The sequence below is a fragment of the Herbidospora yilanensis genome (assembly GCF_001570565.1).
In the GTDB taxonomy this organism is placed as follows: Bacteria; Actinomycetota; Actinomycetes; order Streptosporangiales; family Streptosporangiaceae; genus Herbidospora; species Herbidospora yilanensis.
Window position 1 is genome coordinate 610,648 of the sequence record NZ_BBXE01000013.1, and the last position, 11,668, is coordinate 622,315.

The window sequence follows — 11,668 nt, forward strand, 5'->3', positions numbered from 1 at the left end:
GGCGATGAACGATCTGACGACACGCGCGCGGGAGTGGCTCGGCCAGGACCCCGACCCGGCGACCCGGGCGGAACTGGAGTCGCTGCTCGAGTCGGGCGACCACGACGGGCTGGCCGACCGGTTCGGCGCGAAGCTGGAGTTCGGCACGGCCGGCCTCCGCGGCGAACTGGGCGCGGGGCCCAACCGGATGAACCGGGTGACCGTGATGCGCGCGGCGGCCGGGCTGGCCGCGGTGCTGGGCCCGGGGCGTCACGTGGTCGTCGGGTACGACGCGCGGCACAACTCCGACGTGTTCGCGCGCGACACCGCCGCCGTCCTCACCGGCGCGGGCCTCCGGGTGTCCCTGATGTGCGGCCTCTTCCCGACCCCGGTGCTGGCTTTTGGGGTCCGCCACCTCAAGGCCGACGCCGGGGTGATGGTGACGGCCTCGCACAATCCCCCTCAGGACAACGGCTACAAGGTCTACTGGGGCGACGGCTCGCAGATCGTCCCGCCGGTCGACACGGAGATCTCGGCGGCGATCGACGCGGTCGGGCGGGTCGACGAGCTTCCCCTCGGCGAGGAGTGGACGACACTGGCGCACCGCGACATCCTGGCGCCCTATCTGGAGGCGGTGACCTCGCTGCCGCTGGGTTCGGCGCGGGAACTGCGGGTGGCGTACACCCCCCTCCACGGCGTCGGAGGGAGCACGCTGGGGCAGGCGTTCCTGCAAGCGGGGTTCGCCTCGCCGATGATCGTGGGGGCCCAGTTCCGGCCCGATCCCGACTTCCCGACGGTGGCGTTCCCGAATCCGGAGGAGCCGGGGGCCATGGACCTGGCCCTCGAACTGGCCTCGGCCTCGGCCGTCAGCGCCGACCTGGTGATCGCCAACGACCCCGACGCCGACCGCTGCGCCGTGGGCGCCCGCCAGGCCGACGGCACGTTCCGGATGCTGACCGGCGACGAGGTCGGCGGCCTGCTGGCCGAGCACGTGCTGCGCTCGACGAGCAAGCCCGACCGCCTGGTGGCCACCACGATCGTCTCGTCGTCGCTCCTGGGGAAGATCGCGCAAGCCCATGGTGTACGGCACCGCGAGACCCTCACCGGCTTCAAGTGGATCATGAAGGCGGGCGGCGGGCTGGTCTTCGGCTACGAGGAGGCCCTGGGTTACAGCGTCGGCTCCGACGAGGGCCTGCCGGTCCACGACAAGGACGGCATCGGGGCGGCGCTGACCGTCGCGGCCATCGCCGCCGAGGCCAAGCGGCGCGGCCTGAGCCTGATCGACCTGCTCGACGACCAGGCGGTCCGCTACGGCCTCCACGCCACCAGCCAGCTCTCCTTCCGCGTCGACGACCTGGCGCAGATCACCGACGCGATGGCGCGGCTGCGGTCGAAGCCGCCGGCCCGGCTGGGCGGCCGGACCGTCGAGTCGATCGACGACCTGGCGGCGGGCTCGCCCGACCTGCCCCCGACCGACGGCCTGCGTTACCGGTTGTCGGGCGGCGGCCGGGTGGTGGTCCGGCCGAGCGGCACCGAACCGAAGCTGAAGTGCTACCTGGAACTGGTGCTGCCGGTGACCGAGATCGCCGAGACCCGGTCGGCCGCGGCCGACCAGATCGAGGCGCTCAAAGCCGACCTGCGCGAGGTCCTCGCCCTCTAGAGCACCCTCTAGAGCGCGAGGACCGCCGCGACCAGCAGCACCAGCAACGCCGCCGTCACCGCCAACGAGTCGATCGCCCACGTCACGGTCGGCTCGCCGGTGGACTCGCCTTTCCTGGTCGTGGCCAGTTCCCTGATCTCGTCGGCCACCCAGTCGGCGTGGGTGCGGCCGGCCATGGCCTCGTGGGCGGCCCGCTCGCCCTTCGTCAGGGTCGGCTCGGACGTCGGGTAGCGGCCCCGCCTGACCTGGCGGTTCTGCTGCCGCAGGCTCTTGGCCCGTTCGCGCGCGGTCGGCATCGGCGTCCAGCAGCGGACGGTCAGGTCGCCGGCCGTGATCGTGATCGCGCTGGTCACGGTGACGTCGTCGATGGCCGACCAGGGCAGGTAGGCGGTGCGGAAGGGGTTGCGGACCCGCACGCCGCCCTGCTCGGTGATCGTCGCCGGGCGCAGCGCCAGGAAGTAGGTCATCCAGGTGACGAAGCCGAGCACGGCCCCCACGACCAGCGCCGACGGCAGGCTCCCCCGGACGACCAGGTCGACCGTGTTGACGGCGACGAACACCAGCCAGGCCCAGCCGAAGAACCAGGCCGTCTTCGAGCGGAAGGTCATGCGCGCCACTTCAACTGTGCGAACCCCGGCTTGATCACGCCGTTGATCAGCGCCAGGCGGTCTTCGAAGGGGATGAACGCCGACTTCATCGCGTTGACCGTGAACCACTGGAGGTCGTCCCAGTCGTAGCCGAAGGCGTCGACGAGCTGCGCGAACTCCTTGGTCACGCAGGTGCCGCTCATCAGCCGGTTGTCGGTGTTGACGGTGACCCGGAACTGGAGGCGGCGCAGCAGCCCGATCGGGTGGTCGGAGATCGACTCGGCCGCCCCGGTCTGGATGTTGGACGTCGGGCACATCTCCAGCGGGATGCGCTTGTCGCGGACGTAGGCGGCCAGCCTGCCCAGCTTGGCGTCCTCGCCCGAGACGGAGATGTCGTCGATGATGCGGACGCCGTGGCCGAGTCGGTCGGCCCCGCACCACTGGATGGCCTGCCAGATCGACGGCAGCCCGAACCCCTCGCCGGCGTGGATGGTGAAGTGGGCGTTCTCGCGCTGGAGGTATTCGAAGGCGTCGATGTGCCGCGTGGGCGGATAGCCGGCCTCGGCGCCCGCGATGTCGAAGCCGACGACCCCGACGTCGCGGTAGCGCACCGCCAGTTCGGCGATCTCCATCGACCGGGCCTGGTGCCGCATCGCCGTGAGCAGCGCGCCGACCCGGATGCCCCGCCCCCGCGACCCGATCCGGAACCCCTCGTTGACCGCCTGGACGATCTCGTCGAGGGACAACCCCCGCTCGGTGTGCTGCTCGGGGGCGTAGCGGACCTCGGCGTAGACCACTCCGTCGTTCGCGAGATCCTCCGCGCACTCCGCGGCCACCCTGACGAGCGCCTCACGGGTCTGCATGACGCCCACGGTGTGGGCGAAGGTCTCCAGATAGCGCTCCAGCGACCCGGAGTCGGCCGACGCGCGGAACCACGCGTCGAGCTCGGCCGGGTCGGTGGAGGGCAGTTTGTCGTAGCCGGTCTCGCGGGCCAGCTCGATGATCGTTTCCGTGCGCAGGCCCCCGTCGAGGTGATCGTGGAGAAGCACCTTGGGGGCCTGGCGGATCTGCTCAAAAGTGGGCAGGCTCATTGCGGCATACTACCTTCACCTGCGCAAATATGATCTGCTACACGGTCTCCAGAACCTGCTCGGGAGCGGGTGCGCGCCGCCTCCTCCCGGCCACCACCCCGGTGATCGAGATCCCCAGCCCGATCAGCGCGAACACGGCCGAGATGACGATCGCGGCGCGCGTCGACCCCAGCGGGTCGCCGCCCCCGACGCCCGAGGTCAGCGTGGCCGTGACGATGGCCAGCACGACCGCCCCGCCGACCTGGCCGGAGGTGTTGACGAGCCCCGACGCGAGCCCCTGTTCCGCGTCGGCGACCCCGTTGGTGCCCTGGATGTTGAGCGAGGGGAAGGCCAGCGCGAAGGCGCCGCCGAGCAGCAGCATCCCCGGGATGACCAGCCAGAGTGACGGGTCCATGTCGATGTTCAGGAAGACCAGGTAGGCGAGCACCAGCGACACCGACCCCGCCAGCACGATCTTCTGGGTGCCGAACCGGTCGGCCAGCGACCCGACCCTGGTCGAGAACAGCGCGACGAGCAGCCCGGCGGGCAGGAAGGCCAGGGAGGTGGCCAGCGCCGACCAGCCGAGCATGTTCTGGAAGTACTGCATGGCGACGAACTGGAAGCCGACGTACGAGCCGAAGAGGATGACGAGCCCGAGGTTGGCCCGGCGCAGCGGCGCTGACCGCAGGATGCCCAGCCGCACCAGCGGGTGCTCGGTGCGCAGTTCCCACCAGACGAACAGGCCCAGCAGCACCGCGGCGGCGAGGCCGGTGGCGACGGTCCGTCCGACGGCCACCTCGGGGGCCTCGACGACGGTGTAGACCAGCAGCAGCATGCCCGAGGTGATGGTGAGCGCCCCGAAGAGGTCGTAGCCGCCCTCGCCGCGCTCCTCCGAGCGGGGCAGCAGGCGGGCCCCCGCGACGAGGGCGGCGACGGCGACCGGCACGGGCATCAGGAAGGTCCACCGCCAGCCGAGTTCGGTCAGCAGCCCCGACAGGATCAGGCCGAGGGAGAAGCCGCTGGCCGCGCAGGCGGTGAAGATGCTCAGGGCCCGGTTGCGCGCGGGCCCTTCGGCGAAGGTCGTGGTGATGATCGACAGTGCGGCCGGCGCGGTGAAGGCGGCCGACATGCCCTTGACGAACCGGGCCGCGATCAGCAGCGCGCCGTTGTCGACGATGCCGCCGAGCAGCGAGGCGAAGGCGAACACGGCCAGCGCGACGAGCAGGACCCGGCGTCGTCCCAGCAGATCGGCGGTCCGCCCGCCGAGGAGCAGCAGGCCGCCGTAACCGAGGACGTACCCGCTCACCACCCACTGGAGCGCCGAGGTCGACATGCCGAGTTCGGCCTGGATGGACGGCAGCGCGACGCCGACCATCGAAACGTCGAGACCGTCGAGGAAGACGACGGTGCAGAGCACGATGAGGACGCCCCAAAGGGAGGCCCCCCAGCGGCCCTCACGAGTAGACATCATGGACGGCCACGTTACATGCACATGCATTCAATGCACAAGCATTTAATGCGTTTGCATACGCTTGCCCGGAGTGCTATGGTGCCGCGCAAGGAGATCAGGGGTGCACGATGACCGACCACGAGGTGCTGTCCGTCTGGCGTGAGTTGTCCGCCAGGCACGCCGCGATCGTCTCCGACCTGGAACGGGAACTGCAGGATCGCCACGAGCTCGGCGTCAGCGAGTTCGAGGTGCTCGACCGCCTGGTCGAGGGCGTCTGCCTGAGCGCCGACGGGAAGTTCCGGGTGCAGGAGCTCGCGGCCGGGGTCCACCTGAGCCAGAGCGCGTTGTCCCGGCTGATCGCCCGCCTGGAGAAGGCCGGGCTCGTGCTCCGCTCGATGTGCGCCGACGACCGGCGCGGGGTCTTCGTGACGCTGACCGACGCCGGCCGGATCCGCCACTCCGAGGCGCTGCCGACGCAGCGGCGGGTGCTGCGCGACCACCTGGCCGCCACCCCCCAGGGGTGAATTCGGCCCGCACATAAGGGAAAGTAACTTTCAAACGCACGCGAAGATGCACGTGCAGCGCAAAATGCCCACCTTGGCTAATTCGGTGCATTGCGCGACCGATCGTTGATCGGGCAAAATTCTTTTCGGTTTCGGCGCGCTTCTCAAGGTGCCGGTGGGGAGCCTGACAATCCCTATGGCGGAAAGGAGGCCCGGCCCCGTGCGCGGCTGGACGCCCCTAAATGATGATCGAACACCGGTGAGCCCCGCAGGACGGGTCCAACCCGGGCCCTTCCAGGACGACTTCGGCAACCCATTACACGGCCTTTACGCCGGACAGCGAGCGGAAAGCGAGTTCGGCTCCTGGACCCGGATACTCGCCGTCTGGCACGGATACCGGATCTGGGATTTCACCGGACCCGCCATGAATGGATTCAGAAGTTCTCTAGTGAGCCCGTGGAACGAGATCCTTTCACAGGGGTTACTAAGAGATCTCGCCGATCCGTCGCCTTACGACGGAGCCGCGTGGAGTGAACGCTGGATCGCCGGCGCCCTGCTCTCCGGGCGCAAGCCGTTCGGCCGGTTCACCCTCCCCCTCGACGAGGCGCAGGCCTGGTGCATCCGCGCCCGGCGGGTGGGGCTGGAGTATCACCGCGAACGCGTCGACGGGAACGCCCTGCACATCACCGCGGGCCGTGAGGAGACGTACGGAGAGCTGTTCGAGCTCGACGCGCTCGTCGCCTACTACCGCGACGTGCTGCCCCCCGAGGCGGCCGAGACGGCCGCGTGGGGCCTGCTCTCCCACCGCAAGGAATCCCCCGCCAACCACACCTTCGCCGGCATGGACGCCTTCACCGAACTGCCCAGGGCCGTGCGCGGCCTCACCCTCGGCTATCCCCCGCTGGCCACGGCCCGCCGCATCCTCCTGGAGAGCGGCGGCGAGAACGAGATCGAGTTCCCCGACGTGCCGCTCGACCCGGGACGGCCGGAACCGGCCCCGCTCGGCGACGTGCCCGTCTGTGACCACGACCATCCGGTGCCCCGCTTCGAGAACCACGACGACCTGGTCAAGGCGTGTGAGCCGCTCACCGACCTGGTGTCCTACTACTGGCAGCTCGACCGCGAGTTGTCGATGTTCGCGCCGCGCATCTCCGGCGTCTACCTGGCCGACTACCCCGAAGCCCTGATCGCCGCGTTCGAGGCGCACGCGCGTGCCGCCTCCACCGACCGTTATCCGCGCGCCGAGGCCGTCTTCGCGCACATGTGCTGCGTGCTGCGGCATCTGGGGCGCGAGCCCGACGAGCTGCTGCGCGGGCTCAGACCGCCATCACTGCGAGCGCCCGGTCGAGGGCCGCTCGACCGCCGTCCGGGTCGTCGCTCCGGATCCTGAGGTCGGCGACCCGCATCCACATCGCCGAGGCCCGCTCGCGGGAGGTCATCGTCTCCCAGCGCTCGGCGGCGGCCACGAGGGCCTGTTCGGCCTCCCAGGTCTCGCCGAGCCGCAGGTGCGCCTCGGCGATGACCTCCGAGGCGTGGACGTGCAGCAGCGCGGCGGTCTCCCCGACGGCCTTGACGACCTCGTTGGCGCGGTCGATCGCCTGGTGCGGATCGCCCCTGACGAGGTCGGCACGGGCCAGCGCGAGCGCGCAGAACCCCCGGTCGACGATCCCGGCCGCCGCGTCGGCCAGCTCGCTCTGGGCCCGCGTGAGGACCGGGAAGAGCTCCTCCGCCGTCGCCGGGTCGGCCCTGATGAGTTCCCCGGCCATGGTCGCCCGCAGGCGGGCCAGGCCGAGCGGATCGTGGTAGCCGGCGCCGTACAGAGATAGGGCCTGCTCGAAAAGGCCCCGTGCGGTCGGCGCTAATCCCGACCTCGCCGCCGCGATTCCGTTCTGCCAGGCGACCGAAATACGTCCGCGGGGCTCGCCGAGCTCTATCGCGGCACTCGTCAGCTCGCTCAGCAGCAGATGCAATCGCAGATGCGAACCATGTCCGGCCTCTTCCGGATGAGAGTGCAGGTCGACCTGCTCTCCGTACGTGGCTATGAGGGCGCATCCGAGCTCGATCACGCTGGAGGTCCAGCCGGCCGCGCCGATCTCGCGGTCGAGCGCGCTCTCGCCCACGGCCACGCTGGCCGAAATGTCACCCGCTTCGAGGTGACAGCGGCACAACACGGTCGCCAGCCGGACGCGGTAGTCGACGAACTGCGTCCAGTGCCCGCTCGACCGGGCCAGCGTCTCGGAGGACTCGTCGAGGTGGGAGTCGAGCAGCCGCGTCACGCGGGTGATCACCTGGGGCAGGTCGCCCTCGCGTTCGGCCGCCTGGGCCTGGCCGAGTTCGGCCTGCCGCCAGAGGTCGGGGACCATGCCCAGCGACGGCTGCCGGAGCAGCGCCGCGTAGCGGTCTCTCGCCTCGGGGAAGCGGCCTTCGGCCAGCGCGCCGCCCGCCTTGGCCGCCTCGGCCCGCAGGCCCGCGATCGTGTGCGGGTCAAGTCCGTCGGTCAACCACAGAGGGGAACATTGGAGGCCTCGCGCGATGATCCTGATCATGGCCGCGGTCGGTTCGAGGTCTCCGCTTTCAATCCGTTCGATCGAGTCGGCATCCAGTTCGGACGTCACTTGGAATGGCAACAACCCTCTCTGCAGGCGAGCGGCTCGAACGCGTTGAGCGATCTTCTCGGGCACTGTGCTCCTCGCCTAACACGGTGCGTAAATCGACGCCTCGATCAAGTGCGTCAAACGGAGCATAGACGTGACAGGGCAACTTGACCACCAGCAAACGTGTTCACGGGACTAATCAGTGCAGGTTTCTCGGGTCATACCGATCCCGCCTGGACCGAAAGCCTGGTTCCGGACGGCGGTTACCCGCCCACTGCGGCACTGATCTGGGCGGCTCCCCGGGACGGGTCCTATTTGTGTCAGGTTTCCTGACACAATTAATGAGACGAATGTTTGCATAGCTGCCGAATTCGTGTTATTTGGTCGCACGTGGATCATTACACGGTCATTGACAAAGATTTGACAAGCCGTCCGCATCGTATGCGGGATGTGGACGGCCGGGCGTTCCTGGCGTCCCTGCGCACCACCGCCGTGACCCGCGTCGAGGCGGGCGAACGGGTCGCGCAGGTGAGCCGGAACATGGGCGTGTCCCGGTCGTCGGTCTACGAATGGCTCCGCCAGGCCCGCTCCGGGCCGGAGAAACTGCAGGCCAGCCCGTTGCAGGGGCGGCCGTCGGCGCTTTCGCCCGACGGGCTGCACGATCTGGCCATCGCGCTGCTGGCCGGCCCCGAGTCAGCGGGCTTGACAGGACGGTTGTGGACGCGGGAACTCGTAAACGAGCTCGTCTCCCGTGACCACGGCGTCTCGCTGACGCTCACCAGCATCGGCCGTCTGCTGCGTTCACTCGGTTTATGGCCCCGGCACTCGCTCGTCACGTGGCCGGACGGATCCGCGCGATTGTGGAAACAGCGTTACGCGTACATAAAAGAGAAAGCACGGGAACAGGACGCGCTTCTGATGCGCGGGGGACTGGTGGACATCGGCGCGCTTCTCCCCCGTTCGTCCTTCCCGGCCGCGCCGTTCGGCTTCCACCTGGCTTATGCGCTGATCCCCGGCGGGCCGCTGCTGTTCCGCGCCTATTCGGGGCCCGCGAACGCGGCCACGTTCCTCGACTTCGCGGCCGGGCTGGTGACCGAGACCGGACGTCCCACCTGCCTGATCACCGCCCACCATCCGGTCTTCGACCTCGACGAGTGCGCGCGCGGCCTGGCCGGGCTGCCGCTGACCGTCTGGGTGCGCAGCGGCGGCGACGCCCGCTCGGTGCGGCCGGCGCCCGCGCCCGCCACGGCCTCGGCCCCCGATCTGCGGCCGGCCGTGCTCGGCGGGCCGTCCACCGGCCTGTGGACGATGGACCTGCTGGCCGAGCGGCTGGGCACGCTTTTCGGTCATCCGGTCAGTACCGGCGAGGCCGAGATCCTGCTCTCCGCGCAGAACCTGTGGCCCGAGGGCCCGCTGCCGCCCGTGCTGCCGCCGGGGTCGCCCGCCGTCGGCCGGTGGTGCCACGACGTGCTGCCGCTGTTCCAGGCCGACGCGGGGGCCGGCGCGGCCGTGCGGTTCGTCCAGGAGGTCCCGCTGCCGGGCGGGCGCACGCTCCTGCTGGCCGTCTCCCCCGATCAGGAACGCCGCTTCGCCTGGTACGAGGAGGCCCGCTACCAGGGCCGCATGCGCGCCGCGACGCTGGCCGACTTCACCCGGCGGCTCCGCCAGGACGTCGCCGGGCCGCTGTGCCTGGTGGTCACCGACTGCTCCGGCTGGCGTTCCCGGGATCTCGACGCCACCGCCACGACGGTCGGCGACGCCTTCTTCTGCACGTGGGCGGACGGCTGCGGCGAACGCGTCTGGCGCGTCCCCGACCACGACCCGGTCCAGGCGCTGTGCCGCCGCCACTACCACCAGCGACGCGGGCCCGCCCCCGCCGGAACCGCCTCGCTGGAGATGGAACACCCGCCGCGCGGCCCCATCGGGACGGCCGACCGCCAGGTCCGGATCGCCGCCGCCCGGGAACGCGCCCGGCGGCAGCCCCTGTCGGCGGGAGGCCGGTTGCGCGAGCTCGTCCTGGCGGGCCCGCCCGCCCTGCTGACCATGCGGGCGCTCACCGCCCTGCTGGCCCGCGCCTACGGCCGCCCCGTGGGCGCCGACCGTGCCGTCGCCGTGCTGCGCGACGAAGGGCTGTGGCCCGAGGAGTTCCCGTCGGTCGAGCCCGGCCCGTGGGAGCACGAGACGCTGCCGCTCCACCTCGCGCACGCGGGCGCCGGCGCGGCCGTCCGGTTCGTCGCCGAGGCGCGGCTCGGCGGCGACCTCAGCCTCCTGGTGGCGCTCGACCGCGCCGGGGAGACCCGGTTCGCCTGGTACCCGCAGGCCCGCTATCGGGGGCGGATGCGCGCGACCACGCTCGTCTCCTTCGCCGAACTGCTGCTCGACGAGACCAACGGGCCGCTCTGCCTGGTCGCCGCCGACGAGGCCGGCTGGAAGTCCAAGGAACTGGCCGCCACGCTGGCCCGGCGGCCAATCCTGGTCGTCGCGGCCGGGGCGCCCTACCTGTGCGTCTGGCCGGCCGGGTGCGGCAACCGCGCCGTCATGGGCGACCAGTGCCGCACCCACGCGCGCCGGTCACGGCGGCTGGCCGCCCACGGGGCACGCTCCGGGCCGCTCCTCGACGCCGTGCGCGCCGCCTCGGCCCGACTCGCCGCGGCCCGCGCGACCGGCGACGCGGCCAGGGAGGCGCTGCGGGAGGCGCTGACCGACCTGCACGCGGCCGGGGCCGGGGACGCCGCTCTGGTCGCCGCCTGGACCGGGCTGCCGGAGAACGAGATCCCCTTCGTGTCCGAGCCGATCGACCGGGAGCTCGTGGAGGCGCTGCGCGCGTGCGTGCGGACCGGGGTGACCAGCCTGACCACCCTCATGCGGGTGAGCGGGCTGCCCGAGGGACGGGTCAGGGCGCTGCGCCGGGAGGTGCGGCTGCGGGCGCGGGCCCAGGAGGCCGTGTTCCTGGCGCGGATCGCCGCCTCGGCCGCCGCCCTCCGCGATCGGCGGGACCAGCACGGCGACGCCGTCCGCCGCGCCTGGCGCGAGGGGCACCGCACGGTGACGGCGATGTGCGAGGTGGCGCGGATCAGCCCGTACACGCTGGCCCGGATCCTGGAGGGGCTCGGCGCCGACCTGCTGCTGCCGCCGCGCGCCCCGGGCCGGGGCGCGCTCGCCGAGGTGGGCCGCGCCGCGATCCTGCTGGGCGAGGCGCGGACGGCCCGCGACGACGAGGTCCGCGCGGCGCTGGCCGCCGGGGTCAACGTCGTCGGGCTGCTCGCGCGGGCCGGAGGGATGACCCAGGCCCGGGTCCGGCGGCTGCGGCCCGCCCCGACCCGTGAGACGGCTCTGGCGGCCCTGGCGGCGAGCCGGGCCGAACTGGACCGGCGGACGGCGGGCCTGGCGCGGGCCTGCCGTCCGCTGCTGGACCGGGTGGCCGAGCGGCTGGCCGCCGTCGCCGACGCCGCTCACACCGAGGCGCTGGCCACCGTCGCCCGCGACGCGGCCGTGCGCGCGGCCTGGGCGGGCGGAGTCGGCGACCCGGCCGTGCTGGCCGTCTGCGCGGGCACCGACTCCCGCACGGTCACGGCGTTGGTCGGCGCGGCAGCGGCAGCGGACGCCCCGGATGCTTGCGCGCGTACCAGGACGTGAGCAGCTTCTCCACCGCGACCAGATGGAAGTTGAGCTGGTCGAACAGCTCGCGTACGTCGTCGTCGGAGGCCGTCAGGCGGAAGGAGTCGACCAGGGTGGTGATGGAGTCGGGGTCGGCGTAGGGACGACGGCCGGCGCGTTCGGCGCGTTCGTCCTCGAACGGGCTGAAGATGGAGTGCGTCACGATTC

General features: G+C 71.5%; 9 protein-coding genes. 4 read left to right on the forward strand and 5 right to left on the reverse strand.

Annotated features, from left to right (window positions below):
• The first annotated feature begins 4 nt into the window (after window positions 1–4).
• Window positions 5–1,639, forward strand: a complete 1,635-nt coding sequence (locus AW273_RS02865) for a phospho-sugar mutase (RefSeq protein WP_062344854.1) — start codon at window positions 5–7, stop codon at window positions 1,637–1,639.
• A gap of 8 nt (window positions 1,640–1,647) precedes the next feature.
• Here the strand turns inward: AW273_RS02865 and AW273_RS02870 are convergent, their stop codons facing one another.
• Genes AW273_RS02870 through AW273_RS02880 form a run of 3 tightly spaced genes read right to left on the reverse strand, consistent with a single transcriptional unit; the run spans window position 1,648 to window position 4,767 of the window.
• Window positions 1,648–2,247 carry a PH domain-containing protein gene (locus tag AW273_RS02870; RefSeq protein WP_062344856.1) on the reverse strand — a complete coding sequence of 200 codons (600 nt, stop codon included), beginning with the start codon at window positions 2,245–2,247 and terminating at the stop codon, window positions 1,648–1,650.
• The gene (locus tag AW273_RS02875; protein WP_062344857.1) at window positions 2,244–3,317 is read right to left on the reverse strand and encodes an adenosine deaminase; all 1,074 of its coding nucleotides are present in this window, start codon (window positions 3,315–3,317) and stop codon (window positions 2,244–2,246) included. Before AW273_RS02875 ends, AW273_RS02870 begins: the two co-directional genes overlap by 4 nt.
• A gap of 37 nt (window positions 3,318–3,354) precedes the next feature.
• The gene (locus AW273_RS02880) at window positions 3,355–4,767 is read right to left on the reverse strand and encodes an MFS transporter (RefSeq protein WP_232327035.1); all 1,413 of its coding nucleotides are present in this window, start codon (window positions 4,765–4,767) and stop codon (window positions 3,355–3,357) included.
• Window positions 4,768–4,874: 107 nt separating this feature from the next.
• On the opposite strand from AW273_RS02880, the gene AW273_RS02885 reads away from it, so the two are divergent.
• On the forward strand, window positions 4,875–5,270 hold the full coding sequence (locus tag AW273_RS02885; protein WP_062344859.1) for a MarR family winged helix-turn-helix transcriptional regulator: 396 nt from the start codon (window positions 4,875–4,877) through the stop codon (window positions 5,268–5,270).
• A 427-nt stretch (window positions 5,271–5,697) separates the two neighbouring features.
• Window positions 5,698–6,639, forward strand: a complete 942-nt coding sequence (locus AW273_RS02890; RefSeq protein ID WP_062344861.1) for a hypothetical protein — start codon at window positions 5,698–5,700, stop codon at window positions 6,637–6,639.
• On the opposite strand, the gene AW273_RS02895 is transcribed toward AW273_RS02890, so the two are convergent.
• Window positions 6,566–7,750 carry a xanthine dehydrogenase family protein molybdopterin-binding subunit gene (locus AW273_RS02895; RefSeq protein WP_157555531.1) on the reverse strand — a complete coding sequence of 395 codons (1,185 nt, stop codon included), beginning with the start codon at window positions 7,748–7,750 and terminating at the stop codon, window positions 6,566–6,568. The genes AW273_RS02890 and AW273_RS02895 overlap by 74 nt on opposite strands.
• Before the next feature lie 543 nt (window positions 7,751–8,293).
• Between AW273_RS02895 and AW273_RS02900 the strand changes: the two genes are divergently transcribed.
• The gene (locus AW273_RS02900; RefSeq protein ID WP_062344866.1) at window positions 8,294–11,479 is read left to right on the forward strand and encodes a helix-turn-helix domain-containing protein; all 3,186 of its coding nucleotides are present in this window, start codon (window positions 8,294–8,296) and stop codon (window positions 11,477–11,479) included.
• On the opposite strand, the gene AW273_RS02905 is transcribed toward AW273_RS02900, so the two are convergent.
• The gene (locus AW273_RS02905; RefSeq protein WP_062344868.1) at window positions 11,412–11,663 is read right to left on the reverse strand and encodes a hypothetical protein; all 252 of its coding nucleotides are present in this window, start codon (window positions 11,661–11,663) and stop codon (window positions 11,412–11,414) included. The genes AW273_RS02900 and AW273_RS02905 overlap by 68 nt on opposite strands.
• Between the last annotated feature and the right edge of the window lie 5 nt (window positions 11,664–11,668).

Excerpts from the sequence above, each read along its gene's own strand:
- AW273_RS02875 (WP_062344857.1), bottom strand. The coding sequence starts at position 3,317 with ATGAGCCTGCCCACTTTTGAGCAGATCCGCCAGGCCCCCAAGGTGCTT.
- AW273_RS02870 (WP_062344856.1), bottom strand. The coding sequence starts at position 2,247 with ATGACCTTCCGCTCGAAGACGGCCTGGTTCTTCGGCTGGGCCTGGCTG.
- AW273_RS02865 (WP_062344854.1), top strand. The coding sequence starts at position 5 with ATGAACGATCTGACGACACGCGCGCGGGAGTGGCTCGGCCAGGACCCC.
- AW273_RS02880 (WP_232327035.1), bottom strand. The coding sequence starts at position 4,767 with ATGATGTCTACTCGTGAGGGCCGCTGGGGGGCCTCCCTTTGGGGCGTC.
- AW273_RS02885 (WP_062344859.1), top strand. The coding sequence starts at position 4,875 with ATGACCGACCACGAGGTGCTGTCCGTCTGGCGTGAGTTGTCCGCCAGG.